General features: G+C 56.6%; 23 protein-coding genes. 4 read left to right on the forward strand and 19 right to left on the reverse strand.

Going from position 1 to position 25,229, the window contains the following annotated elements; all coding sequences use genetic code 11:
- Positions 1-19 precede the first annotated feature (19 nt).
- The 12 genes from gstA to blr form a co-directional block, all read right to left on the reverse strand.
- Complete coding sequence (gstA, locus tag E0L20_RS14070) at positions 20-625, reverse strand: glutathione transferase GstA (RefSeq protein ID WP_131634477.1); 606 nt, start codon at positions 623-625, stop codon at positions 20-22.
- A gap of 109 nt (positions 626-734) precedes the next feature.
- On the reverse strand, positions 735-2,243 hold the full coding sequence (gene dtpA, locus E0L20_RS14075) for a dipeptide/tripeptide permease DtpA (protein ID WP_131634478.1): 1,509 nt from the start codon (positions 2,241-2,243) through the stop codon (positions 735-737).
- A gap of 613 nt (positions 2,244-2,856) precedes the next feature.
- Entirely contained in the window at positions 2,857-3,492 is a 636-nt protein-coding gene (gene nth, locus E0L20_RS14080; protein WP_131634479.1) for an endonuclease III, read from the reverse strand.
- Positions 3,489-4,175, reverse strand: coding sequence for an electron transport complex subunit E (locus E0L20_RS14085; RefSeq protein WP_131634480.1), 687 nt, complete (start codon positions 4,173-4,175; stop codon positions 3,489-3,491). The genes nth and E0L20_RS14085 overlap by 4 nt, the downstream gene beginning before the upstream one ends.
- Before the next feature lie 2 nt (positions 4,176-4,177).
- The gene (gene rsxG, locus E0L20_RS14090; protein ID WP_131634481.1) at positions 4,178-4,798 is read right to left on the reverse strand and encodes an electron transport complex subunit RsxG; all 621 of its coding nucleotides are present in this window, start codon (positions 4,796-4,798) and stop codon (positions 4,178-4,180) included.
- 10 nt (positions 4,799-4,808) lie between these two features.
- Positions 4,809-5,861, reverse strand: coding sequence for an electron transport complex subunit RsxD (gene rsxD, locus E0L20_RS14095; RefSeq protein ID WP_131634482.1), 1,053 nt, complete (start codon positions 5,859-5,861; stop codon positions 4,809-4,811).
- The gene (gene rsxC / locus E0L20_RS14100; RefSeq protein WP_131634483.1) at positions 5,862-7,793 is read right to left on the reverse strand and encodes an electron transport complex subunit RsxC; all 1,932 of its coding nucleotides are present in this window, start codon (positions 7,791-7,793) and stop codon (positions 5,862-5,864) included. It lies immediately after the preceding gene.
- Complete coding sequence (gene rsxB, locus E0L20_RS14105) at positions 7,786-8,364, reverse strand: electron transport complex subunit RsxB (protein ID WP_131634484.1); 579 nt, start codon at positions 8,362-8,364, stop codon at positions 7,786-7,788. Before rsxB ends, rsxC begins: the two co-directional genes overlap by 8 nt.
- Complete coding sequence (gene rsxA, locus E0L20_RS14110; protein WP_131634485.1) at positions 8,364-8,945, reverse strand: electron transport complex subunit RsxA; 582 nt, start codon at positions 8,943-8,945, stop codon at positions 8,364-8,366. The genes rsxB and rsxA overlap by 1 nt, the downstream gene beginning before the upstream one ends.
- 76 nt (positions 8,946-9,021) lie before the next feature.
- Positions 9,022-9,462, reverse strand: coding sequence for a DUF2569 domain-containing protein (locus E0L20_RS14115; protein ID WP_131634486.1), 441 nt, complete (start codon positions 9,460-9,462; stop codon positions 9,022-9,024).
- 86 nt (positions 9,463-9,548) lie between these two features.
- Positions 9,549-9,764 (reverse strand): transcription modulator YdgT, encoded by a 216-nt coding sequence (gene ydgT, locus E0L20_RS14120; protein ID WP_131634487.1) that lies wholly within the window; start codon positions 9,762-9,764, stop codon positions 9,549-9,551.
- Positions 9,765-9,994: 230 nt separating this feature from the next.
- Positions 9,995-10,120, reverse strand: coding sequence for a division septum protein Blr (blr, locus tag E0L20_RS14125; RefSeq protein WP_168112406.1), 126 nt, complete (start codon positions 10,118-10,120; stop codon positions 9,995-9,997).
- A 241-nt stretch (positions 10,121-10,361) separates the two neighbouring features.
- Between blr and E0L20_RS14130 the strand changes: the two genes are divergently transcribed.
- The gene (locus E0L20_RS14130) at positions 10,362-11,402 is read left to right on the forward strand and encodes an oxidoreductase (protein ID WP_131634488.1); all 1,041 of its coding nucleotides are present in this window, start codon (positions 10,362-10,364) and stop codon (positions 11,400-11,402) included.
- 53 nt (positions 11,403-11,455) lie between these two features.
- On the opposite strand, the gene add is transcribed toward E0L20_RS14130, so the two are convergent.
- The 3 genes from add to malX all read right to left on the reverse strand — a co-directional run bounded on the left by add (position 11,456) and on the right by malX (position 15,367).
- Positions 11,456-12,457, reverse strand: a complete 1,002-nt coding sequence (gene add / locus E0L20_RS14135) for an adenosine deaminase (protein WP_131634489.1) — start codon at positions 12,455-12,457, stop codon at positions 11,456-11,458.
- Between the two features lie 96 nt (positions 12,458-12,553).
- Complete coding sequence (locus tag E0L20_RS14140) at positions 12,554-13,726, reverse strand: MalY/PatB family protein (protein WP_131634490.1); 1,173 nt, start codon at positions 13,724-13,726, stop codon at positions 12,554-12,556.
- Positions 13,727-13,774: 48 nt separating this feature from the next.
- Complete coding sequence (gene malX / locus E0L20_RS14145; protein WP_131634491.1) at positions 13,775-15,367, reverse strand: maltose/glucose-specific PTS transporter subunit IIBC; 1,593 nt, start codon at positions 15,365-15,367, stop codon at positions 13,775-13,777.
- Positions 15,368-15,545: 178 nt separating this feature from the next.
- Between malX and E0L20_RS14150 the strand changes: the two genes are divergently transcribed.
- A complete protein-coding gene (locus tag E0L20_RS14150) occupies positions 15,546-16,574 on the forward strand; it encodes a Mal regulon transcriptional regulator MalI (RefSeq protein WP_131634492.1) in 1,029 nt (342 codons plus the stop codon).
- Positions 16,575-16,674: 100 nt separating this feature from the next.
- Here E0L20_RS14150 and E0L20_RS14155 read toward each other — a convergent pair whose 3' ends face one another.
- On the reverse strand, positions 16,675-18,201 hold the full coding sequence (locus E0L20_RS14155; RefSeq protein ID WP_131634493.1) for a YdgA family protein: 1,527 nt from the start codon (positions 18,199-18,201) through the stop codon (positions 16,675-16,677).
- A 99-nt stretch (positions 18,202-18,300) separates the two neighbouring features.
- Positions 18,301-19,476, reverse strand: a complete 1,176-nt coding sequence (manA, locus tag E0L20_RS14160; protein ID WP_131634494.1) for a mannose-6-phosphate isomerase — start codon at positions 19,474-19,476, stop codon at positions 18,301-18,303.
- 199 nt (positions 19,477-19,675) lie between these two features.
- Between manA and fumA the strand changes: the two genes are divergently transcribed.
- Entirely contained in the window at positions 19,676-21,322 is a 1,647-nt protein-coding gene (gene fumA, locus E0L20_RS14165) for a class I fumarate hydratase FumA (RefSeq protein ID WP_131634495.1), read from the forward strand.
- A gap of 182 nt (positions 21,323-21,504) precedes the next feature.
- Positions 21,505-22,899, forward strand: coding sequence for a class II fumarate hydratase (fumC, locus tag E0L20_RS14170; RefSeq protein WP_131634496.1), 1,395 nt, complete (start codon positions 21,505-21,507; stop codon positions 22,897-22,899).
- Here the strand turns inward: fumC and tus are convergent, their stop codons facing one another.
- On the reverse strand, positions 22,900-23,829 hold the full coding sequence (gene tus, locus E0L20_RS14175; RefSeq protein WP_131634497.1) for a DNA replication terminus site-binding protein: 930 nt from the start codon (positions 23,827-23,829) through the stop codon (positions 22,900-22,902). It abuts the gene before it with no gap.
- 74 nt (positions 23,830-23,903) lie between these two features.
- On the reverse strand, positions 23,904-25,202 hold the full coding sequence (rstB, locus tag E0L20_RS14180; RefSeq protein ID WP_131634498.1) for a two-component system sensor histidine kinase RstB: 1,299 nt from the start codon (positions 25,200-25,202) through the stop codon (positions 23,904-23,906).
- Positions 25,203-25,229: the final 27 nt, after the last annotated feature.

A 25,229-nucleotide genomic window follows, 5' to 3' on the forward strand; every position in this document is an offset into this window, starting at 1 on the left:
GGCAATACAGGCCGCTCGGTTAGTTCAATCCTTCCGCCTTCAGCGCCGCTGCGACGGCAGGGCGTTCCGCTACGCGCTGCATGTAAGATGCAATGTGGTCTAAACCTTCCATATTCAGCTTAACCGCGCGCGCCCAGCGCAGAACGGTAAACAGATACGCATCGGCAATGGTAAAACGCGCGCCGCAAATCCACTGTTCGTCCTTCAGCGATTCGTTAACGTACTGGAGCTTTTTCTCCAGCAGCGTACGCACGGTCGGCTTGTACTCTTCCGGAGTATCCGGGCGGAACAACGGCGTGAAGCCTTTGTGCAGTTCGGTGGCAATGTAGTTCAGCCATTCCAGCGTCTTGTAGCGGGAAATGCTGCCGGTGGGTGCCAGCAGTTGACGATCCGGCACGTTGTCCGCGAGGAACTGCATAATCGCCACGCCTTCGGTCAGCAGCGTACCGTCATCCAGCAGCAGAGCCGGAACTTGTCCTTTGGGATTGATCGCAAAAAAGTCATCGCCGTTCTCGAGGCGCTTTTTCATCAGATCAACGCCATCCAGCGTGAAATCTTTGCCGCTCTCGCGAAGGGTGATATGGGAAGCAAGAGAGCAGGCGCCCGGTTTATAGAACAGTTTCATCGGTAACTCCTTTTTGCTGAGGTTCCAGCTATGTTAGTGTGCGTTCGAATAAAAAAAAAGCCGCTAATGCATTAGCGGCTTTTTTCTTTTCAGTCGTTTCCCGATGACGTTACGCGGTTGCGGTTTCGTTCGCCTTTGCGGATTTGTCGTCGTCCTGAGTCATACGGTTCAGCTTCGGAGCAGTCAGCAGCATCAGCACTGCGATTACCGCAGTAGCAATACCAATCTGCATGAACACGGTGCCGTACACGTTCAGGGAAAGCAGCGGGTCGGTGACGTTTTCCGGAACCGCCATCAGGTTAGCAATCTTACCAGCGATGATGGCCGCACCGGCGGTGGTCAGGAACCAGCTACCCATGATGAAGCCCATCAGACGCTGCGGCACCAGCTGTGCAACCATCGCCAGACCCAGGCCGGAGATCATCAGCTCACCGATAGACTGCAGGGCGTAGCTCAGGATCAGCCAGTTAACGGAGACGATACCCGCGTCGGACGCAAATTTGGTCCCCAGCGGCAGCACCAGGAACGCGCCAGAACACAGCACCATGCCCACTGCGAACTTGTGCGGCATTGGCAGACGGTCGCCCATCTTGTTATAGATTGCGGCCAGGATAGGGGAGCCAATCATGATCCAGAACGGATTCAATGCCTGGAACTGCTCAGGTTCGAACGCGATACCCAGAATGGAATGCTCAACGTTACGAATGGCAAAGAAGTTCAGAGAGGTTGGCATCTGGCTGTACAGAACGAAGAAGATAATCGCTTCCAGCATCAGGATGAACGCCACAATCATCTTACGACGAGCAGCACCCTGCATGGCGAAGGCTTCTTTCGCAAAGATGCAGACGATACCCAGCGCAACCACACCCAGAACGGCGCGAGCAACACCCTGGTTATGCAGCAGCCAGGTCGCGATTGCAGCGAGGACCACAACGCCCACAATGGTGGCCAGAAGTTTACCCATGTGAACCGGCTCGAAGTCAGGTTTGGAACCGTAGTCTTTAACCCAGCTGCGGCAGAACAGGAAGTTCACCACGGTGATCAGCATACCCACGAAGCTCAGCGCAAACGCCACACTCCAGCCGAATTTCGCGGCGAGCCATGGTGTTGCCAGCATAGAGAAGAATGAACCAATGTTGATGGACATGTAGTACATGGTGAATGCACCGTCCAGACGTGGGTCATCTTTGTTATAGCAGGTAGAGAGCAGGGAGGAAGGGTTTGCCTTAAACAGACCATTACCGACGGCAATCGTCGCCATACCCATATAGACCACAGCCGCATCGTGCCCGGACCATGCAACCAGACCATAACCAATTGCCAGGACAACAGCGCCCAGCATAATGACGCGTTTGGTCCCGAGGACTTTATCGCCCAGCCAGCCGCCGATGGCAACCAGGCCGTACACCAGTGCACTGAAAGAAGAGAACAGTGTGATGGAATCCGCTTCCGACATACCCAGTTGTTTAACCAGGTAAACAGCCATGATCCCTTGCAGGCCGTAGTAACCAAAACGCTCCCATAACTCGATGGAGAAGATCAGATAGAACGCTTTTGGTTGTTTAAAAGCGTTAAGGCTCACGCTTTCATCTGTTGGTTTATTGTTTGCAGTAGACACATATACCTCTTTTTTTACATCCCATATTAACGGGGGTGTTCATAGCGTGATGACCGTAGTCCATCCGCTTTATAGTTATATTGGGAGGGGAAACGGCGGGTAATGTTCACTATCCTGACTCGTCTGGCAATACGTTTGTAATACTCTGTTACATATAACTGAGGTGGTATAATCATCCGAACATGCAAATGTTATTTAGCGTTAAATCTCATTGGTTGAGTATTGTTGGTTTTTTTCACTACGAAAGCCCCTGTAAAGTGGCTGTATGGCGATATGTTCTGCTATTTACCCTTAAAGGCAGTGATATAGCCCATATTCTGAAAAATGACTGGTCTTATCTGCGGCGTATGATCGGTTAAATCTTGTCTGGCAAAGGCTTTACAAAGCTTTTAACAACAAAAATTCAACATGACGTTATCAGAGTGATCTTGATCACATATGTATAGAAATTTTTGGTGATGAAAAAACAATTAACCTGTTTGAGTGTTAAATAACCGAACAATCGATAAGGTAACTAGCGTGCCTGGCGGACAATAATGGGTCAACAGGAAGGTCTGCAGTTAGGCCTTCCTTTTATAAGGGATTGAATGCATGGAAAGAAAGGCAACGCGCGTCAGGCGTACACTTTTTCTTTAAATTCGCAGAGATCTTCAATGATGCACGAGCCGCAGCGGGGCTTGCGTGCGATGCAGGTATAGCGCCCGTGCAGGATCAGCCAGTGGTGGCAATCGACCTTAAACTCGGCGGGAACCACTTTTAACAGCTTCTCTTCTACCTGCTCAACGTTTTTGCCGGGGGCGAAGTTCGTGCGGTTAGAGACGCGGAAAATGTGCGTATCAACGGCGATGGTCGGCCAGCCGAAGGCCGTGTTCAGCACCACGTTGGCCGTTTTGCGGCCAACGCCCGGCAGAGCTTCCAGCGCCGCGCGATCTTCCGGTACTTCGCCACCGTGTTGTTCCAGCAAGATACGGCAGGTTTTAATCACGTTTTCGGCCTTGCTGTTAAACAGGCCAATGGTTTTGATGTACGACTTCACGCCGTCAACGCCAAGCTCCAGCATCGCCTTCGGCGTATTAGCCACCGGATAGAGCAGGGCAGTGGCCTTGTTGACGCTCACGTCCGTGGCCTGGGCAGAAAGCAGCACCGCGATCAGCAGCTCAAACGGTGAGTTAAAATTCAGCTCCGTCGTGGGATGTGGATCTTCATTCCGCAGACGGGTCAGGATCGCAATGCGTTTCTCTTTATTCATGAAGCCTTCTCGGGTATCCCTTCCTGTACGCTGCGCTCGGCCGCGCGGCGCTTACGTTTTTCATCAATGAGGTATTTTATCGCCAGCATCATGCCAAGGCCAATAAAAGCGCCGGGTGGAAGCATCGCCAACAGGAACGGCGTGTCGGTGTGGAAAACTTCGATGCGCAATACCTTAGCCCAGCTGCCCAGCAGCGCATCGGCACCGTCAAACAGGGTGCCGTTGCCCAGAATTTCGCGCAGCGACCCCAGCACGAACATTGCGCAGGTTGCGCCCATACCGATGGCGAAACCATCGAGGGCCGACATCGCCGGGCTGTTCTTCACGGCAAAGGCTTCTGCGCGCCCGACCACTATACAGTTGGTCACGATAAGCGGAATGAAAATTCCGAGCGACTGGTACAGACCAAACGCGTAGGCGTTAATCAGCATCTGGACGACGCTCACCACCGACGCAATGATCATGACGTAAATCGGAATACGGATTTCCGTAGGCGTCCAGCGGCGCAGTGCGGAGATGGACAGGTTGGTCAGGGTCAACACCAGCGTGGTTGCCAGCCCCAGCCCCAGGGCGTTAGTGGCGGTCGATGTCACCGCGAGAAGCGGACACATCCCCAGCAGCTGCACCAGCGCAGAGTTGTTCTTCCACAGCCCCTGAACGATAACCTCTTTAACCTGGCTCATGACTACTCCTCACAGGCCGGAAGATTGTTGATCTGCGCGGGCAACGTTTCAGCGTATAGCCCGGCTCGTTTCACGGCGTTAACCACCGCGCGCGGCGTGATGGTCGCGCCGGTAAACTGGTCGAATTCGCCGCCGTCCTTTTTCACCGCAAAGGCGGTATCGTTTTCGCCATGAATGATTTTGCCGGCAAAATGCAGGATCCAGTCGCTCAGGCGCGTTTCGATTTTATCGCCAAGGCCCGGCGTTTCGTGATGTTCCGTCACGCGGGTTCCGAGAACGGTACCGGAAAAATCAGTGCCCACGAGAAGCTGAATCGCGCCTGAATAGCCGTCCGGTGCAGTTGCTTCCATTACGGCACCCACTGCGCTATCGCCTTTGCGGGCAATAAAGACGCGGTGCGTACCTTTGCCGAGCTGCGGTGCATCCACAATAAAGCAGCTTTTCTGCAGGTCATTATCGTAGAAATCAGACGGGATCACCTGATCGAACAACGCTTTTTGCTGCTTCACTGCCTGTTCATCGATGGTCGTTTTGGTCAGGGCGTTGACCAGGGCGGTTAGCCCTGTCAGTACGGCGGCGAAAATGGCCAGCGTGACGCCGTGTTTTTGCATTGTTTTCAGCATCGCGAAACCCTTAACGGTGGCCGTATACGCGCGGACGCGTGTAATAGTCGATGAGTGGAACAGTGATATTTGCCAGCAGCACCGCGAAGGCCACACCGTCCGGATAGCCGCCAAAGCTGCGGATCAGCCACACCAGAAGCCCGGCCAGTGCACCGAAAATCAGACGTCCACGGTTGGTGGTCGACGCCGTTACCGGATCGGTCAGAATAAAGAATGCGCCCAGCATGGTGGCACCGGAGAGCAGGTGCATCTGCGGGCTTGCGAAGGATGCAGGATTAACTACCCACCCCAGCGTTGCGCAGACGCCCAGCGTCACCAGGAAACTGACCGGGATATGCCAGCGAATTGCTTTTTGCTGCAGCAGGAACAGCCCACCGAGAAGGTACGCGAGGTTGACCCACTGCCAGCCCGCACCCGCCAGCATGCCGCTGTAGATGGCAGATTTCATGATCTGCTCAACGCTCTGCCCGGCATGCAGTGAGGTTTTGAACGTATCGAGCGGGGTCGCCTGGCTGATACCGTCCACGCCCATCCGCAGCGAGTTCATATCGGCACCGAGCGCCGTATGGCCGGTAAAGATAACCTGAAGGGCGTCCATGAAGCCCGGCACGGTGGCGGCAATCTCATGCGGCGGCAGCCAGCTTGTCATCTGCACCGGGAAAGAGATCAGCAGCACCACGTAGCCAATCATCGCCGGGTTAAAGGGATTATGCCCTAATCCGCCGTAAAGCTGTTTGGCGATAATCACCGCAAACGCGGTACCCAGCACCACCATCCACCACGGTGCGAACGGCGGAATACTGATCGCCAGCAGTAGGCCGGTCAACAGGGCCGAGTTATCGCTAAGAATGCGGGGAACATCCATCTTGCGCAGCTTGAGGACCAGCGCCTCCGCGGCCAGGGCGCTGGCGCAGCCCAGGACTATCTGGAACAGGGTTCCCCAGCCGAAAAACCAATACTGCACGGCGATGCCCGGCAGCGCGGCCAGGCAGACCAGCATCATAATGCGCGATGTCTGGCGCTGGTTATGGGTATAAGGGGAACTTGCGATTCTGAAAACCATTTAATCCTCGTTAACTGCATGCTGTGCGGCTTTCTTCGCCTGAACGCGCGCGATCGCGGCGGCGACGGCAGCTTTGCGCGGGTCGTCGTTAGCGGCCTGCGGCTGTTCTTCCTGCTGAGCGGCTTTTCGCGCTTTGGCGCGGGCAATCGCGGCTTCGACCGCGGCCTTGCGGGGATCGACCGGCGCTTTAGGTTCAGCTACCTGTTCCTGTTGCGCCGCTTTCCGCGCTTTGGCACGGGCAATCGCCGCTTCAACGGCGGCTTTACGCGGATCGACATCCGTTTCAGGCTGTGGCGCGCTTTGCGCTTTTTCCGCCTGACGCGCGCGCGCCTCGGCCTTGCGCGCTTCACGGGCTGCAATCACCTCGCTGTTATCCGGCTTCTCGCCAGCGGCGATGACAACAGGCTGTGCGGCGGTCGCTTTTTTCTCGCGAACGCGAGCCAGCGCGGCCTTGATTGCATCCTGATCCTTTTCACCTGGCTGCACGGCGGCTTGCTTGTGTCGCTCCTGACGAGCGGCCTTCTCGCGCTCCAGTCGTGCCTGACGGGCTTCGAAGCGCGCTTTTGCTTCGGCGGCGCGTTTTTCTTCCATGGAAATGGCGTAAATCTCCGCCTTTTCCTGGCGGAAATATTGCACCAGCGGGATGTTGCTCGGGCAGACCCAGGCGCAGGCACCGCATTCAATGCAGTCCGCCAGATTGTGCGCCGTGGCTTTATCGTGCAGCTGGCCTTTGCTGTACCAGTAGAGCTGCTGCGGGAGCAGGTCTGCCGGGCAGGCATCGGCACAGGCGCTGCAGCGGATGCAGCCTTTCTCTTCCTGCTCTTCGCCCATTTCCGTTGGCGAAGGGGCGAGCAGGCAGTTGGTAATTTTAACCACCGGCACGTCCAGCCACGGCAGGGTAAAGCCCATCAGCGGGCCGCCCATAATCACCATCTGATCGCTGCCGGGGCAAAACTCGGCCTGATCCAGCAGATGGCGTACGGGGGTTCCCAGACGCGCCCAGACGTTACCCGGACGGGAAACCGATCCGCCGGTCAGGGTCACCACGCGCTCGGTGAGGGGTTCTCCATCCACTACCGCGCGTTTAACGGCATAGGCCGTACCCACGTTCTGCATCAGCACGCCGATATCAGATGAACGTCCGCCGTGCGGAACCTGCTTGCCGGTCAGAATTTGGGTCAGCTGTTTTGCGCCGCCAGACGGATACTTGGTTGGAATAACGCGCAGGCTAATATCGTGGCTGCCTGCCAGGACCGCACGCAGCATGGAAATGGCCTGCGGTTTATTATCCTCTATCCCAATCAACACTTCGCGCGGCTGCAGAATATGGGCAAGGATGCGGATACCTTCCACCACCTGCGCGGCGCAGTCCTGCATCAGGCGATCGTCGGCGGTAATATAAGGTTCGCATTCGGCGGCGTTAATGATTAACGTTTCAATTTTGTCGCCGCCGCCGCGCAGCTTCGTGCCCGTCGGGAAGCCTGCCCCGCCAAGGCCGGCCACGCCGAACTGATGAACGCGTTCGATCAGATCTTCACGGCTGCGGGAGCGGTAATCGCTCCAGCCGTCGCGCTCGATCCAGCGGTCTTCGCCGTCGGCTTCAATTATCACGCTTAGCTCAGAGAGCGCCGATGGGTGTGCAACGGTATGCGGGGCAATTGCAACGATTGTGCCGGAGGTGGGGGCGTGAACCGGCAGCATGCGTCCGCGACCAAAGGTCAGCGGCTGTCCGCGAAGAACGCTATCGCCTTCTTTAACGCACAGCTCACCCTCTGCGCCGATATGTTGTTTCAGCGGCATAACGTAACGGGTCGCCAGCGGAATTTGGCGCAGCGGCGTGCCGTTGGACTGGGTTTTCATTTCCGGCGGATGGATACCGCCGTCGAAGTCCCAAATCTTCTCTTTTCTGAATGCAGAAAATAACTTAAGCATGTTGTTCCACGGGAATGTTGCGAACCGGAATGGTTTGAAGATCCCACTTCCAGCTTTCGGTAGTCGTCTCGACCGGGCGTAACGTTATGCACTGCGTCGGGCAGGGGGCGACGCAAAGGTTACAGCCGGTGCACAGATCCGCCACAACGGTGTGCATGGCGCGCGTTGCGCCGACAATGGCGTCAACGGGACACGCCTGGATACACTTGGTGCAGCCAATGCAGTTCGCTTCGTCAATGACCGCCAGCGCGCGGACCGGCTCCTGCGCCTCAACATCGCCGTCCACAGGCTGCGGATCGACGTTGAGCAGGGCGGCGATTTTCAGCATCACCGCTTCGCCACCCGGCGCACAGCGGTTAATTTTTTCACCCTGAACGCCAACGGCTTCCGCATAGGGACGGCAGCCCGGGTAGCCGCACTGGCCGCACTGGCTTTGCGGCAGAAGCTCATCGATTTTTTCAACAACGGGATCGTCCTCAACCGCGAAACGGCGGGAGGCGTAACCCAGAATCAAACCAAACACCAACCCCAGAACGCTGATGGCGGCGATGGCAATCCAGATAGCATTCATTACAACTTCACCAGACCACTAAAGCCCATAAAGGCCAGAGACATTAAACCTGCGGTGACCAACGCGATCGCATTTCCCCGGAAGGGGGCAGGGATATCTGCCGCCGCCAGGCGTTCGCGTATAGAGGCGAACAGGACCATCACCAGAGAGAAACCGACGGCGGCAGAGAAGCCGTACAGCGCCGATTGCATAAAGTTATGTCCGAGGTTGATGTTCAGCAGCGCCACGCCGAGCACGGCGCAGTTGGTGGTGATCAGCGGCAGGAAAATACCCAGCAGGCGATACAGCGCCGGGCTGGTTTTACGCACCACCATTTCGGTAAATTGCACAACCACCGCAATCACCAGAATAAAGGACAAGGTGCGCAGATAGATCATGTCCAGCGGGATCAGGATCCAGGTATCAATCAACCATGCGGAAATGGAGGCCAGCGTCATCACGAAGGTGGTCGCCAGCCCCATGCCCATTGCGGTCTCCAGCTTTTTGGAAACCCCCATAAACGGGCACAGGCCAAGGAACTTCACCAGTACGAAGTTGTTAACCAGCACTGTGCCGACAAAGAGCAGTAAGTAATCGGTCATTATTTAGCCTGAAATAAAAAAGCCGCCTATTATCGGATAAACCACAACAGGCGACAACAGGTTAACTGTAAGGTTATTACGGGTTAACAAAAGTTCTCTTCACGCGCGCAGAGCGTTTGAAGTAGGGCACCAGCAGTGCGGTGGCCAGCAGCGGGAAAAGCAGCTGGCGAACGGCCAGAGCGTCAGAAACTGGTGCAAAGGCAAAGACCTTAATCGCCAGCAGGACTGAAATCAGCAGCCAGATAATGTAGTGCTTAGGCACACCTTTACGGCGCTTAAAGAACGCAATGGTCAGCCACAGCGTGTAGTACCACATCGCTATCGCGAAAGCGAAAGAGACAAGCCACATCACGATGTTGAATACGCTTTGGGACATTAACGTCTTGATGGCGTGAGGGGTAACCAGCGCGGTGGTATAAAGCAGAAGCCCAAGCGATGCGCTTAATAAGGCAAGCAGCAGCCATGCCAGCGGGGCGATTAACCAGCCTCCAATTCTCTCTCCAGGCGTTGCGGTCATGAACTCTCCGATAGGTCTGCGCGAAATGTTATACAGAAATTTGCAGGGCGCTGAGTATATAACATTTCACACGGATGGCTACTTTCTTATAAAACGTATCGCCATACGGACTTGGGCACTTCACCCACGTTGAACAGCCGTCCACCGGAGACAAGCTCAGCGCGACGGTGATCGGCAGCGCGATACATATTGATGACGTCCTGATTATCCGACAGCGTGTAGTTCAGGTGGTCAAACAGTTTTTCCAGGCTCTCAAGGGAATTGATCTTGCGGAATTTTAATAAATAGTCCTGAACTGTCATGTTAATAAGCTTCCATATAAAAGGAGTAATACCGGCAACGGTAATTCGATCGAATAATAAACGGATTAATTAAGACGTAAACAGCCCGCTCAGATAACGCGACTAAATTAGGAGTTTTCTTTGCTGAAAGATCAGGCATCAGGAGATGCCTGGAAAGAAGGGTAACCGCGTTCAACAAGACTGGCAACAGCTAACTGACATAATGTGTCACGCTTTATTGCCGTGCTCGATCACTTCGGTTGTGCGACTGTGACAGGCTCCGGCGGCTGGTAGTTATCGATGTGGCTGGCAACGCCAAGCAAAATGACCGATACCCCAAGAACAATCCATCCCGCTAATTCAATGATTCGATTAATAATTGACGTCATGATTCGTGTTTGTAATTTATCCATAAATACAGATTGCAAATGTTACAGCGACCTATTCGAGACGGCAAGTGCTTTGGGAACGGTTCCCCTAATCAAAATCAGAAGGTTACATTATTTTAACAAAAACGGCTGGTGCAGGATGCTATTTTAACGCCTATGGCACATTATTAATCGGTAATGAACCAGAATAGCCAGTGTGAAATAAGATAATTCCTTAGAGGGCATTGCAATGAGTGACAGCATCCGTGTCGGGCTTATTGGTTACGGTTATGCGGGTAAAACCTTTCACGCGCCTTTGATTGCCGGGACGCCGGGAATGACGCTTGCGGCAGTTTCAAGCAGCGACGCAGCCAAAGTTCATGCCGACTGGCCCAACGTTCCCGTTGTTTCTGAACCTAAGCATCTTTTCAACGATCCGAATATTGATTTGATTGTGATCCCGACGCCAAATGATACCCACTTCCCGCTGGCAAAAGCCGCGCTGGAGGCGGGGAAGCACGTGGTGGTTGATAAACCCTTCACCGTGACGTTGTCACAGGCGCGCGAGCTGGAGGCGCTGGCAAAAAGCCTCGGCAGGCTGCTTTCGGTATTTCACAACCGACGCTGGGACAGTGATTTCCTGACGGTAAAGGCGCTGCTGAGCGAGGGGACGCTGGGCGAAATCGCGTATTTTGAATCGCACTTCGACCGCTACCGCCCGCAGGTGCGTAATCGCTGGCGGGAACAGGCAGGGCCGGGCAGCGGCATCTGGTACGATTTAGCCCCGCATTTACTTGACCAGGCCGTTAATCTCTTTGGTCTGCCGGTGAGCATGACCGTCGATTTGGCTCAGCTCCGGCCGGGCGCACAGGCGACGGACTACTTCCACGCCGTATTAAGCTATCCACAGCGGCGCATTATCCTGCATGGGACGATGCTCGCCGCGGCCGAATCTGCGCGCTATATCCTCCACGGCACCCGGGGAAGCTACGTGAAGTTTGGTCTGGACCCGCAGGAAGATCGCCTGAAAAACGGGGAGCGTTTACCGCAGGAAGACTGGGGATACGATATGCGTGATGGGGTGGTCACGCGAGCCGAGGGCGAGACGCTGGTGGAGGAAACGCTGCTGACCCTGCCCGGCAACTATCCCGCCTATTACGCCGCCATCCGCGATGCGCTAAATGGCTCTGGAGAAAACCCGGTTCCGGCGAGCCAGGCGATTCAGATTATGGAGCTGATTGAGCTGGGCATCGAATCTGCCAAACATCGCGCCACGCTCTGTCTGGCATAAGTTCTGAATGTTCTTGTAGGCCGGGTAAGGCGTAGCCGCTACCCGGCAAATGCTCAACCGCGAGCCACTTTATCCCTCAGCGCCTGCTTCTCCGCGGGCGTCAGGAAGGCGATTTCGAGCCCGTTAATCTGCGCCTGGCGGATCTGCTCGCGGCTCAGGCCCGCCTGCGGCGCAGCGGTGTTATATTCATGAATAATATCCACGCCCTGTACCGCCGGATCGTCGGTGTTCAGCGTGGCCAGCACGCCGTGTTCCAGGAAGGTTTTCAGCGGGTGCTGCGCCAGCGACGATACCGTGCTGGTCTGGATGTTGGACGTCAGGCAGGATTCAATTCCGATACGCTGCTCCGCCAGGAAATCCATCAGGGCGCGATCTTCTACCGCCTTCACGCCGTGACCGATACGTTCGGCACCCAGCTCGCGAATAGCCTGCCAGATGCTTTCCGGACCTGCCGCTTCACCGGCATGCACGGTGATGTGCCAGCCCGCATCGCGCGCGCGGTTAAAGTGGGAGAGGAACAGGCTGCCCGGGAAGCCAAGCTCGTCACCGGCCAGATCCACCGCGGTGATCTGGTCACGATGGGCCAGGAGTGCTTCAAGCTCCTGAAGACAGGCGGCTTCGCCGAAGGTACGGCTCATGATGCCAATCAGTCGAGCCTGGACATCGAACGCGTTGCATCCTTCACGCACGCCTTCAATTACGGCTTCCACCACGCCAGCGATCGGCAGGTTGTGCGTCATCGCCATGTAGCCGGGTGAAAAACGCAGTTCGACGTAATGCAGTCCGTTGCGGGACGCATCCTCAATGTTCTCGAATGCCACGCGGCGAACGGCATCCAGCGAGGCCAGCATCTTCACGCCCCAGTCGAGTTTGCTCAGGAAGCTCACCAGATCCGGTTCGTTTGAGGTGACCTGCACGTGCGGGATCAGCGCTTCTATCGTTTGAGCGGGAAGGGATAAATTGAACTGGCGGCCAAGATCGAGAATGGTTTGGGCACGAATGTTACCGTCAAGGTGGCGGTGAATATCTGTTAAGGGCAGGCGTGTATCAATCATGGTCGCACTCTTTTCTGGTTAAAGTGCGCCATATTATAAAAACAAAACGAGGTAAAAAGCTATTTGCGCAAGGGAATATTCCGTTGCGCAAAAGCATTACAGAAGGGTATTGATGCCGGCAATAAGGCGCGTCACCCCTTGTTCCAGCTTGCTGCGAGGGCAGCCAGCGTTCAGGCGAACATAGCCGTTCCCCTCTTCACCGTAGGTATATCCCGGCATGATGGCGACCTTTTCCTGCTCAATCAGCACCTTTTGCAGAGCGCCGTCATCAATACCCAGCGGGCTGAGATCGATCCACGCAAGATAGGTCGCCTCAGGCGGCTGCCAGTTAAGTTTCGGAAAAGCACCGTTCAGTTCGCGAGCGATATAGTGCAGATTTTCTTCAAGATAGGCCCGCAGCGCGTCCAGCCAGGCTTCACCCTGCTGATAGGCGGCAATGTGCGCGGTAAGCGCCAGCACGGAAGGGGATGAAAGACCATCGCGGCCCTTGAGCGCGCTAAGATAGGCGTCACGGCTTTCGTCATCGCCAATCAGGCCGTATGCCCCGGTGAGCGCCGGAATGTTGAAGCTCTTGGAGCCGGAGGTCAGCAGCGCCCATTTGCCACGCGCGACGTCGTTCCACGGCGTGTGGGAATGGTCTCCCCATACCATGTCCATGTGGATTTCATCGCTAATCACCGCCACGCCATAGCGTGCGCACAGCCCGGACATATGCGTGAGTTCTTCGCGCGTCCAGACCTTGCCCGTCGGGTTCTGCGGACTGCAGAGCAGGAGGATTTTGTTTTCCGGTTTCGCCAGCGCCGCTTCAAGGGCTGCCATATTACCCTGCCAGCCGGTGGCCTGTTTCTGCATGGCGACAGGCACTACCGCGCGCTGGTTGCCCTCTATCGCTTTATAAAATGCGTCATAAGCCGGCGTATGCACCACCACGCCATCGCCGGGGTTCGACCAGATACGGATCAGCTCGGACACCATGTAGATAACGGAAGGGCCATACGCCAGAGTCGTCGTATCAATACGGCTGTTAAAACGCTGCTGGAACCAGTGGGCGACCGCCGCCAGAAATTCCTCGTTTTTCCAGCGGCTATAGCCAAACACGCCGTGGTTAATGCGCTGGTGCAGCGCCTCGGTAATGCAGGGCGCGGTGGCAAAATCCATATCCGAGATGGTAAACGGCAGCAGGTCTGCCGCGCCAAAGCGGTCGGCCACGTAGTCCCACTGGGTGCACCAGGTGCCGTGGCGATCCACGACGGTAGAAAAATCAAACATGACGTTAATCCTTAAAGTAAAACCCCCTCATGAGAGGGGGCTGAGGCATCAGGCTTCTACTGTTCGCATCAGGGTCGCCAGTTCGTCTTTCACCGACTGTACCTGCGGGCCGATAACCACCTGCAAATTATGCTGATTTAACTGTACCACACCAATGGCGCGGTTGGCTTTTAGCGCGTTGGTATCGACTTTGGACATATCCGCCACCGACAGGCGCAGGCGGGTGATACAGTTATCCAGCGAGGTAATATTTTCCGCGCCGCCCAGCGCAGCCAGAATAGCAGGGGTGTTGTAGCCGGATTTTCCTACCGTACCGGCAACCGCCTGCTCAACACTGCTGGCGGTATCCAGATCGCGGCCCGGTGTTTTCAGGTTAAAGCGGGTGATAGCGAAGCGGAAGATACCGTAGTACACCGCGAACCAGATTGCCGCCACAACCGGCACCAGATACCACTTGGTAGACAGGCCGTGCAGGATGCCGAATACCACGAAATCAATCACGTTGCCGTCGGTGTTGCCGATGGTCACGCCCAGCACGGCCATGACGGTAAAGCCCAGACCGGTCAGCACGGCGTGGATGAGGTACAGCACCGGCGCAACGAACAGGAACAGGAATTCGATGGGCTCGGTGGTGCCGCCGACAACGCAGGCAATCACGCCGGAGATCAGCAGGCCCTTAATTTTATGACGGTTTTCCGGGCGAGCACAGTGGTACATCGCCAGCGCCGCGCCCGGCAGGCCGCCAAGGAAGGCTGGCATTTTACCCTGTGACAGGAAGCGGGTGGCGCTCTCGGAGAAGCCGTGCGTGGTCGGACAGCTCAGCTGCGCCTGGAAGATGGTTAGCGCGCCGCTGACGTCGTGACCGCACACGTCCATGGTGCCGCCCGCTTCGGTAAAGCGAATCAGCGCCACCAGAATATGCTGCAGGCCAAACGGCAGCAGCAGACGTTCGCCGGTACCGAAAATCATCGGACCAAAATCACCCGCGCCATTAATGATGCGGCCAATGCCGGTGATGCCCATCGCAAAGACCGGCCAAATCAGCGGAATGATCAGGCCAAACAGCCCCATGACCACGAGGGTAATAATCGGCACAAAGCGGGTGCCGCCGAAGAACGCCAGCGCGTCCGGCAGGCGAATGTTGTGGAAACGCTCGTGCAGCATCCAGATGATCACGCCTGCGATAACCGCGCCGAGGATCCCGGTATCAATGGACTGAATACCAATCACGCTCTGGATGTTGTTCGCCTTCAGGATGGCGGCATCGGTAGTCGGCAGAATGCCTTTCGCGGTCAGCCAGAAGTTGACCGCCAGGTTCATCACGGCATAACCAACGAAACCGGCAAATGCAGCCACGCCTTTGTTCTCACGCGCCAGACCCAGCGGGATGGCGATACAGAACATGACGGGCAGGAAGCTGAACGCAAAGGAGCCGACCTTGCTCATCCAGATGAAGATCGCCTGCAGCACAGGATTGCCGAGGAAAGGAATTAGCGTGATGACATCATGGCTGCTCAGCGAGCTGCCGATCCCCAGCATGATCCCACAGAATGAGAGAAGCGCCACGGGCAGCATAAAGGTTTTACCCAGTTGCTGGAAAAACTCCCACAGCGATATTTTTTGTGCTGCTTTCGCCGTCATAAAACGACTCCTTGATGGTTTGAAAAGATTTACCTGCGTCAATGCAGCGAGAAGATAAAACGTTTTATCAAACTTTAGTGCGCGCTAAATCACATTCTCAGGCTTTTACTGGTAGTATAAAGATAACGTATTGATAAAACGTTTTACCGATCTCATTATCAGGGAGTCACGCCAAGACATGGCCGTAGCGAAAAAGATCACCATTAACGATGTCGCCCTGGCGGCTGGCGTCTCTGTCAGTACCGTTTCGCTGGTGCTGAGCGGGAAAGGGCGTATATCTCCTGCGACCGGTCAGCGGGTTAACGAGGCGGTTGAGCAACTGGGCTTTGTGCGTAATCGCCAGGCATCAGCGCTTCGCGGCGGGCAAAGCGGGGTGATTGGTTTGATTGTTCGCGACCTGACGTCGCCGTTTTATGCAGAGCTGACCGCCGGCTTAACGGAAGCGCTTGAGGCCCAGGGGCGAATGGTCTTTCTTCTGCACGGCGGGCGCGAGGCCGATCAGCTTCTCTCCCGGCTGGATATGCTGCTGACGCAGGGCGTTGATGGCGTGATTGTTGCCGGGGCGTCAGGCGTCGGCAGTGAATTATGCGAGCGTGCCGCAGAGAAGGGCGTGCCGCTGGTATTTGCCTCCCGCGCGAGCTATCTGGATGAAGCCGACACGCTTCGTCCGGACAACATGCAGGCGGCACAAATGTTGACCGAGCATCTTATTCGTCGTGGACATCAGCGCATCGCCTGGCTCGGGGGGCAAAGTTCATCCCTCACGCGAGCCGAGCGGGTCGGCGGCTACTGCTCAACGCTTATCAAATACGGGCTACCGTTCCACAGCGAATGGGTGGTGGAGTGCGAATCCAGCCAGAAGAAAGCCGCAGAAGCAATCGGTTCGCTGCTGCGCGCCAGCCCCACCATTAGCGCGGTGATTTGCTATAACGACGTGATTGCGATGGGGGCCTGGTTTGGCCTGATCCGCGCAGGGCGTCAAAGCGGCGAGGGCGGGGTTGAAACCTTCTTCGGCCACCAGGTGGCGCTCGGGGCGTTCGCCGACGTCGGCGAAAATGCGCTCGACGATCTGCCGATCGTCTGGGCCACCACTCCCGCGCGCGAGATGGGTTACACGCTGGCGGACAGGATCATGCAGCGCATCGAAAATACGGACGTGCAGGCCGGGCACCAGATTGTGGCGGCGCGGCTGGTGACGGTAAAATAACCTCCGCTTTGCACGGGCCTACAACGGCCCACAATCGTAGGCCGGGTAAGCGTCAGCGCCACCCGGCAATAAAAAACCCCTCATGCGAGGGGTTTTCTGTTTACTGCTGTGGTACCGCAGGCGGCGCTGCCGGTTCAGCCGGTTCCGGCATCCCGAGCGTCGGCATACCAAACATCCCTACAAAGTCTTCCAGCGGCATTTTGTCGCCGTTGAGGGTCACCTGGCCGCTGGCATACTGCAGGCTGGTGGAAATGGTATTGTCCTCCACCTTCGTGATGCGGAACATTTGCCCCATCGCTGCCAGGCCTTTCACCTGCTGGTTCGCCAGCTTGCCGGCATCTTCTTCACCGTAGCCTTCCAGCTTCGCAATCTGGGTCATGAACTCGGTTGCCATATCCATCGGGATGGTCAGCTTGCTGTCGAGGGACTTCACGCTGCGATCCACTTCCTGCGCCAGCGTCTGCGGCTCGCCCGTGGCGGTTGCCGGATCTTTCAGGAACAGCGACAGGTTGAAGTTGGTTTCGCCTTTGCTGTTTTTCCAGCTCAGCGGCGCGACGGTGATGACCGGCTCGCCCTTCAGCAGGATTGGCAGGTTATTGAACAGCACGGCCATGGCCTGCTGCTGATACACAACCGGATTTTGCTGAAGCGCGGCGTCGCTCAGCAGGGCCTGGCTCTCTTTGCTGTATTTCTGGCTAAACTCATGCCACGCCTGACCGTCGATGTTGCCGATCTTCAGCGACAGCTTGCCGTTGCCGAGATCCTGGTTCTGCACCTTCAGGCTTTTCAGCGTGTAGTCGAGCTGGGTGTTGATGCTCTTCCCGTCTTTAGAGACGTCGGATTTGCCATCAAGATCCATCCCTTCCAGCACGGCCATCTCTTTGCCTTCAATCGCAATCGCGACCTTATCCAGACTCAGCTTCTGATCGCCAATGCGTTCGTCAAAGTCAGTCATGCGGCTGTTGCCGCTGGCTTTGAGGTTATTGAACGTAAGCTGCACTTTCTGGTTGTACTCATTAACGGCATTGACCAGACCGCTCTCTGCGTCACCCGTCAGGGAGACATTTTTTCCATCGCGGTCTGCATCCAGTTTGAAATTACCGCCGCTGAAGGCAACTTTTTCATTACCTTTTTCGTAGTTCAGCGCTTTCAGATCGATATTAGAACTCGTATCCCCGGAATAGCCGATACGGGTGTTGATCTCAAAAGGCGATTCGTTTTTTGCCAGATCGAACAGCGGTTTTGTCACCTCGTTGTTCACCAGCACGGTCTTCGCTGACGCCATTGACGGGATCAGATTAAAGGTTTTTAGCTGCGCCAGCGGAAGCGGGCCGTGGCTCACCACTTCATCCAGCACTACGCTCTGGCCCGGCTTCAACCACGCGTTGGTATTGCCCGCGACGGGTTTGACCACTACCTGCATATGGCTGGTAAACACGCCGCGCTGATAATTCTGGTAGCTCAGCTCCAGACCGGCTTCAGGCGCGCTGCGCTTAATTTCGCTGTTCGCCTGCGCCATCATCTCTGCCAGACGGCTTTCCAGCTGCTTGCCGGTAAACCAGGAAGCTCCCGTCCAGACCACCCCTAAAGCAACAATCACGCCTACCGCTACGACCGATTTTTTCATTGCGACTATCCCTAAAATGAAACCAGGCGGTAAAAACCGCCCGGAGATGTAAAGTCTTTAACTAGCTTAGCAAGAGTTGTTAAAAAATTCAGTAAGTCCTTAAAGCTTATTGAAAACGCGGGCCAGACGACCGTGGCCGCTGACGCTAACAGGAGACTCATTCGCCGCGACAAAGGCCGACTCGCCCGGCTTCAGCGCCAGACGCTGCTCCCCCTTATGCAGAACCGCTTCGCCTTCCACACAGAACAGGATCGCCGCGCTGTCCTGCGCAATCGCCGTTTCTGCCTGGCTCAGGTCGTGCAGGGAGAAGGCAAAATCATCGACAGGAATAGGGAAGTCCAGCTCAGCGCCGTTTTTCAGCGGCTGAGTCAGCAGTTCGTCGGCAGGCTTCGCCACGAACTTCACGTTGGCGACCAGCTCGGGGATATCGATATATTTCGGCGTCAGGCCCGCGCGCAGCACGTTATCCGAGTTAGCCATTACCTCCAGCGCCACGCCCTGCAGATAGGCGTGCGGGGTTTCGGCAAACAGGAACATCGCGTCGCCCGGGTTCAGCTTGACCACGTTCAGCAGCAGCGGGGAGAACAGGCCGCTGTCGTCCGGGTAGAACGCGGATATCAGGCGAATGGTGTCCCACGGCTCGCCCTGCTGGCCGTTCAGCGTCGCTTTCAGCACCGCCAGGGCGTGAGATTTCTCTTCCCCCTGCATATTCAGCAGGCTGGCGAAAAGCTGGCTCAGACCCTCGGCATTGGGGTTTTCGAGGAAATGGGCAATCGCCTTGTTCGCGCCAGCAACAGGCTGCAGCAGCGAGACGATCTCAGAGAACTCGCGGAACGCGTTCATGGCCAGGAACGGGGTGAGGGCGAAAACCAGCTCAGGCTTATGGTTTGGATCTTTGTAGTTACGCTCGGCGGCGTCTAACGGGATGCCCGCCGCGTTCTCTTTCGCAAAGCCGATTTCTGAGGCTTTCTTGTTCGGGTGAACCTGAATGGAGAGCGGCTGGTCGGCGCACAGCACCTTAAACAGGAACGGCAGTTCGCCAAAGCGGCTGGCAACCTTGTCGCCGAGCAGTGCGGCCTTATCGCCATCAATCACGTCACGCAGGCTGCGAACCTGGCCGCTGGCGTCTTCAATTTTTGAGCTGCTCTTCGGGTGCGCGCCCATCCACAGTTCTGCCATCGGCAGGTTGTCCGGATTGGCGACTCCGTAGAGATCCGTTAACGCAGTTTTACTTCCCCAGGCGTAGTTTTGCACTGAGTTGATGAGTTTTTGCATTATCAAGCCCTGATTCAAATGTGGAATTAACTTCGGGTATTAAAGCAATAAACCGCGTGGAAGTAACCTTCGGATGTAAAAAGTCGTACTAGTCTCAGTTTTTGTTAAAAAATTGTGTAGGATAAGCTAACTCGCTTTTAAGCCGGGCAGCGGAACATCTGCCCTGAATAATCAGACCTACGCAGTAAGTGAGAGAACAATGTCGAACAAACCATTCCATTATCAGGATCCTTTCCCCCTCAGTAAGGATCGGACCGAGTATTACCTGTTAACCCCCGATCACGTTTCCGTCTCCGAATTCGAAGGGCAGGAAATCCTTAAGGTTGACCCGCAGGCGCTGACCCTCCTGGCGCAGCACGCTTTCCACGATGCTTCCTTTATGCTTCGCCCGGCGCACCAGCAGCAGGTTGCCGATATCCTGAGCGATCCGCAGGCCAGCGAGAACGATAAGTACGTTGCGCTGCAGTTCCTGCGCAACTCGGATATTGCGGCAAAGGGCATTCTGCCAACCTGCCAGGATACCGGCACCGCGATTATCGTCGGTAAAAAGGGCCAGCGCGTCTGGACCGGCGGCGGTGATGAAGCTGCGCTGGCGCACGGCGTCTACAACACCTACATCGAAGATAACCTGCGCTACTCGCAAAACGCGGCGCTGGATATGTATAAAGAGGTCAACACCGGTACCAACCTGCCGGCGCAGATCGATCTCTACAGCGTCGACGGTGACGAGTACAAATTCCTCTGCATCGCCAAGGGCGGCGGTTCAGCCAACAAAACCTACCTTTACCAGGAAACCAAAGCCTTGCTCACCCCGGGCAAGCTGAAAAACTACCTGGTTGAGAAGATGCGTACCCTCGGCACCGCAGCGTGCCCGCCGTACCATATCGCCTTCGTGATCGGCGGTACTTCGGCGGAAAGCACGCTGAAAACCGTCAAGCTGGCCTCAACCAAATACTATGACGGCCTGCCTACCGAAGGTAACGAGCACGGTCAGGCGTTCCGCGACGTTCAGCTTGAGCAGGAGCTACTGACCGAAGCGCAAAATCTGGGGCTCGGCGCGCAGTTTGGCGGTAAATACTTCGCGCACGACATCCGCGTGATCCGCCTGCCGCGCCACGGCGCATCCTGCCCGGTCGGCATGGGCGTCTCCTGCTCGGCGGACCGCAACATCAAGGCGAAGATCAACCGTCAGGGCGTGTGGATCGAAAAGCTCGAGAACAACCCGGGGAAATACATCCCGGAAGAACTGCGTAAAGCGGGCGAGGGGGAAGCGGTTCACGTTGACCTTAACCGTCCGATGAAAGAGATTCTGGCGCAGCTTTCGCAGTACCCGGTTTCGACGCGACTCTCCCTGAACGGCACGATTATCGTTGGGCGCGACATCGCGCACGCGAAGCTGAAAGAGCGTCTGGACAACGGCGAGGGGCTGCCGCAGTACGTTAAAGATCACCCGATCTACTATGCAGGCCCGGCGAAAACGCCCGAAGGCTATGCCTCCGGCTCGCTAGGCCCAACCACGGCGGGCCGTATGGACTCGTACGTTGATCAGCTTCAGGCCAACGGCGGCAGCATGATCATGCTGGCGAAAGGCAACCGCAGCCAGCAGGTGACGGACGCCTGCCACAAGCACGGCGGCTTCTACCTCGGCAGCATCGGCGGACCGGCTGCGGTTCTGGCGCAGGGCAGCATCAAGAGCCTGGAGTGCGTGGAGTACCCGGAGCTGGGTATGGAAGCGATCTGGAAAATTGAAGTGGAAGACTTCCCGGCGTTTATCCTGGTGGATGACAAAGGCAACGACTTCTTCAAACAGATCCAGTCTTCTCAGTGTTCGGCGTGCGTGAAGTAATTCTGTAAATTGCCGGGTGGCGCTGACGCTTACCCGGCCTACATTCTCGTAGGTCGGGTAAGGCGAAGCCGCCACCCGACACCAATAAGAGCGCACAAAGCGCCATATCGTTTCTCAGAAGTCATCAATACTTATCTCTTAAGCATGTGAGCAATCCATCTTTTGTTATCAAGGAGAAAGTAATGACAACGGTACGCCATGAGAAAGACTCGATGGGCGCGATTGACGTCCCGGCTGACAGGCTATGGGGCGCGCAAACCCAGCGTTCGCTGGAGCATTTCCGTATCTCTACCGAAAAAATGCCCGTCTCGCTGATCCAGGCGCTGGCGCTGACCAAGCGCGCGGCAGCCAGGGTCAATCAGGATTTAGGGCTGCTGGCAGCGGACAAAGCCGCGGCCATCATTAATGCCGCTGATGAGGTCCTGGCCGGTAAGCACCCCGATGAATTCCCCCTCGCCATCTGGCAGACCGGTTCCGGCACCCAGAGCAACATGAACATGAACGAAGTGCTGGCGAACCGGGCAAGCGAACTGCTGGGCGGCGTGCGCGGCATGGAGCGCAAGGTTCACCCGAACGATGACGTTAACAAGAGCCAAAGCTCAAACGACGTTTTCCCGACGGCGATGCACGTGGCGGCGGTGATTGCCATCCGCGAGCAGCTCGTCCCGCAGCTGAACGTGCTGAAAACCACGCTTAACGAAAAGGCGCAGGCCTTCCGCGATATCGTCAAAATTGGCCGTACGCACCTGCAGGACGCCACGCCGCTAACGCTCGGCCAGGAGATTTCCGGCTGGGTGGCGATGCTTGAACACAACCTGAAGCACATCGATCACGGCCTGCCGCATCTGGCGGAGCTGGCGCTCGGCGGGACGGCGGTCGGTACCGGGTTAAATACCCATCCGGAATACGCGGTGCGCGTGGCGGAAGAGCTGGCAACCATCACCGGACAGCCGTTTGTGACGGCGCCAAACAAGTTTGAAGCGCTGGCAACCTGCGATGCGCTGGTCCACGTTCACGGCGCACTGAAAGGGCTGGCGGCGTCGCTGATGAAGATTGCCAACGACGTGCGCTGGCTGGCTTCCGGCCCGCGCTGCGGCATTGGCGAAATCAGCATTCCGGAGAACGAGCCGGGCAGCTCCATCATGCCGGGTAAAGTAAACCCGACCCAGTGTGAGGCCATGACCATGCTCTGCTGTCAGGTGATGGGCAACGACGTGGCCGTCAACATGGGGGGCGCATCCGGTAACTTTGAGCTTAACGTCTATCGCCCGATGGTGATCCACAACGTTCTTCAATCCGTACGCCTGCTGGCGGACGGCATGGAGAGCTTTAACGAACACTGCGCGGTGGGGATTGAGCCGAATCGCGAGCGGATCGGCCAGCTGCTGAATGAATCGCTGATGCTGGTGACGGCGCTCAATACCCATATCGGCTACGATAAGGCCGCCGAAATCGCCAAGAAAGCGCACAAGGAAGGGCTGACGCTCAAAGCTTCGGCGCTGGCGCTGGGCTACCTGACGGACGCCGAGTTTGATGCCTGGGTTCGTCCGGAAGCGATGGTTGGCAGCATGAAGTAATCACTCCGCCACGTACAGGTGCAGCCGCGGGATAATCAACTGCAGCGGCTGCGCCTGGGGCTTATAGCGATGCTGAACGTTTTCGGCATCGTAATTCAACAGTTCACCAATATCCGGCACCACCGCCCCCTGGTCGGCATCATATAGCGCAATCAGCGGCGTAGGGCAGGCGTACTGCACCTGCTTTTGCTGGCCGGAATACCAGACGCGGGCGATGGGCTGAACCTTCACCGGACGTTTGATTTTAAGGCGCGTGCTGGCCGGAAGCGATGCGATACTGTGATACTCCTGCTCCAGGCGCTCAATCCACTGCTCGCGCGACCACGGCGCGACCGTGCGCGGCGCCTTCAGGCTTTTTTCCAGCTGTGCCAGGATCTCATCGCGGGTGAAGTTTTTGATGATGTGCTTGTTGGCCCAGCCAAAACGGAGCGTGGCGGGGTGGCGGAGCACCGTCAGCGAACGATAGGCGTTAAGGGTGATGAGGCCCGGAAGCTGGCGATGCACCCACTCGAAGCGGGCCGCCGGGGCAAGGCCAGACTCCTCGGTGACGATCTTTTCAAACGCGGCTTTTAGCGCGTTGATATGCGCAATCTGCGCTTCCAGCGCCTCGCGCGCCGCGGTCTCCGTTTGCAGACAAATCACGCCGGGCAGGCGAACCGCCGCTTTGCTGCTGCGATGTTCTGACTGCTGTTGGATGAACAGTCGGCGATAGTGCTGCAGCGTCATCTCCAGCGCCGATTTGCCGATGTGCTGTTTCACCTCGATTGTTTCCAGCGGATCGTGCTCGGCACCTTTTGCCACGTCTGGCAGGCTGAATACCCGCGCGGCCAACAGACGGCAGGACTGCAAATGGTCAGCGAGGCTGAGCAGCTCGTGTTCTATTTCCCGAAATGTGGCGTTTAGCCTTTCCAGGAGGTCGTACGTCGCCATGATTTTCCTTAATTAGTTACAACATACTTATGGTATAGCACAGCACGCCGGGTCAGGCCAGCGTGCGGTTATGGTCAGGCAGGTTGGGGAAGGACGATGTTATGGTAGACCGGCCAGCTAAAGCAGAAGCGCGCGCCGCCTGACGGGCTTTCGTCACAGCGAACGGTTCCGCCCATCGCCTGCGCGATGGAATAAACAATCGCCAGCCCCAGGCCGCAGCCGCCGGTAGCTCGATCGCGGCTGGGATCGAGGCGTACAAACGGTTCGAAGACGGTTTCACGCGCTTCCGGGGCGATGCCCGGACCATCGTCGTCAACGGTCAGGCTGGCCTGATTTCCCTGGAAATCTAAACCAATCCGCAGCGTGCTTTCGCTGTAGCGCATGGCGTTATTGAGCAGGTTGTCCAGTACGCGCTCCATCAGGCGCATATCCAGCGCGCCGTAATCACCGGGAGCGATAGCGGTTAGCAGCGTCCGCTGCGGATTTACGCTCTGTACATCATCAATATGCGTCTGCAGCCAGGCGGGCAGGTCCGGCGTGCTGAGATTCAGCTCGTTTTGCGGCCGATCGAGGCGGGCATAGGTTAGCAACTCCTCGATGAGCGCTTCCAGCTGGCCAATATCGCGATTCAGCGCCTGATTCTCTGCCTCGGTGAGATTTTCGCTCATCTCCAGGCGGTAGCGCAGACGAACCAGCGGCGTTCGCAGCTCGTGAGCGATCCCGTCGATTAGCTGTTTCTTGCTGGCAATTAGCGCATTGATATTATCAGCCATCTGGTTGAAGGCCACGCCCAGCCGGTCAAAACTGGAACCGCTGTCGAAGTGAATGCGCTCCGTAAAGTGCCCGTCGCCGAAACGCTGCGCGGCGGATTCCAGCTTTAGCATGTCCTGCCAGTGTGGCCGCATCCAGATGAACACCGGTAAGGCCAGCGAAATGGCAATAAATGCCAGCAGCGCCATGTCCAGCAGGCGCATCTGGTGCAGATAGTAAAGATAGGGAACAGGCCCCACGGCCAGAACGTAGTGGCTGCGCGGGATGCGCTGAATAAAGGTGTATTTTTCGTCCAGCGCCACGATGTCCCCATCACGCAGGCGCTGCATGGTCGGCGGGTCTAAATCGAAATCCTTCATCGGTTCAATGCGCAGATCAAATGACAGGTTAAGATCCAGCTCTTTGAGGGTTCTGGCCCAGTCGTGCGGGGGGATCTCACGCAGCTCGCTGCGCATCAGATAGAGCGAGCTCTTCATCAAATCATCCAGCGACTGTCTGCCCGCGCGTTCGGCGGTAAATTTATAGACCAGCCCAACCAGCATGGTCATTACCAGAAAGCAGACAAACAGCAGGAGATAAAACTGCACAAACAGCTTTTTCATTAAATATCACCGGAAAATCAAGTAATT

Source organism: Enterobacter wuhouensis, from assembly GCF_004331265.1.
Lineage (GTDB): Bacteria > Pseudomonadota > Gammaproteobacteria > Enterobacterales > Enterobacteriaceae > Enterobacter > Enterobacter wuhouensis.

Excerpts from the sequence above, each read along its gene's own strand:
- gstA (WP_131634477.1), bottom strand. The coding sequence starts at position 625 with ATGAAACTGTTCTATAAACCGGGCGCCTGCTCTCTTGCTTCCCATATC.
- nth (WP_131634479.1), bottom strand. The coding sequence starts at position 3,492 with ATGAATAAAGAGAAACGCATTGCGATCCTGACCCGTCTGCGGAATGAA.
- E0L20_RS14085 (WP_131634480.1), bottom strand. The coding sequence starts at position 4,175 with ATGAGCCAGGTTAAAGAGGTTATCGTTCAGGGGCTGTGGAAGAACAAC.
- rsxG (WP_131634481.1), bottom strand. The coding sequence starts at position 4,798 with ATGCTGAAAACAATGCAAAAACACGGCGTCACGCTGGCCATTTTCGCC.
- rsxD (WP_131634482.1), bottom strand. The coding sequence starts at position 5,861 with ATGGTTTTCAGAATCGCAAGTTCCCCTTATACCCATAACCAGCGCCAG.
- rsxC (WP_131634483.1), bottom strand. The coding sequence starts at position 7,793 with ATGCTTAAGTTATTTTCTGCATTCAGAAAAGAGAAGATTTGGGACTTC.
- rsxB (WP_131634484.1), bottom strand. The coding sequence starts at position 8,364 with ATGAATGCTATCTGGATTGCCATCGCCGCCATCAGCGTTCTGGGGTTG.
- rsxA (WP_131634485.1), bottom strand. The coding sequence starts at position 8,945 with ATGACCGATTACTTACTGCTCTTTGTCGGCACAGTGCTGGTTAACAAC.
- E0L20_RS14115 (WP_131634486.1), bottom strand. The coding sequence starts at position 9,462 with ATGACCGCAACGCCTGGAGAGAGAATTGGAGGCTGGTTAATCGCCCCG.
- ydgT (WP_131634487.1), bottom strand. The coding sequence starts at position 9,764 with ATGACAGTTCAGGACTATTTATTAAAATTCCGCAAGATCAATTCCCTT.
- E0L20_RS14130 (WP_131634488.1), top strand. The coding sequence starts at position 10,362 with ATGAGTGACAGCATCCGTGTCGGGCTTATTGGTTACGGTTATGCGGGT.
- add (WP_131634489.1), bottom strand. The coding sequence starts at position 12,457 with ATGATTGATACACGCCTGCCCTTAACAGATATTCACCGCCACCTTGAC.
- E0L20_RS14140 (WP_131634490.1), bottom strand. The coding sequence starts at position 13,726 with ATGTTTGATTTTTCTACCGTCGTGGATCGCCACGGCACCTGGTGCACC.
- malX (WP_131634491.1), bottom strand. The coding sequence starts at position 15,367 with ATGACGGCGAAAGCAGCACAAAAAATATCGCTGTGGGAGTTTTTCCAG.
- E0L20_RS14150 (WP_131634492.1), top strand. The coding sequence starts at position 15,546 with ATGGCCGTAGCGAAAAAGATCACCATTAACGATGTCGCCCTGGCGGCT.
- E0L20_RS14155 (WP_131634493.1), bottom strand. The coding sequence starts at position 18,201 with ATGAAAAAATCGGTCGTAGCGGTAGGCGTGATTGTTGCTTTAGGGGTG.
- manA (WP_131634494.1), bottom strand. The coding sequence starts at position 19,476 with ATGCAAAAACTCATCAACTCAGTGCAAAACTACGCCTGGGGAAGTAAA.
- fumA (WP_131634495.1), top strand. The coding sequence starts at position 19,676 with ATGTCGAACAAACCATTCCATTATCAGGATCCTTTCCCCCTCAGTAAG.
- fumC (WP_131634496.1), top strand. The coding sequence starts at position 21,505 with ATGACAACGGTACGCCATGAGAAAGACTCGATGGGCGCGATTGACGTC.
- tus (WP_131634497.1), bottom strand. The coding sequence starts at position 23,829 with ATGGCGACGTACGACCTCCTGGAAAGGCTAAACGCCACATTTCGGGAA.
- rstB (WP_131634498.1), bottom strand. The coding sequence starts at position 25,202 with ATGAAAAAGCTGTTTGTGCAGTTTTATCTCCTGCTGTTTGTCTGCTTT.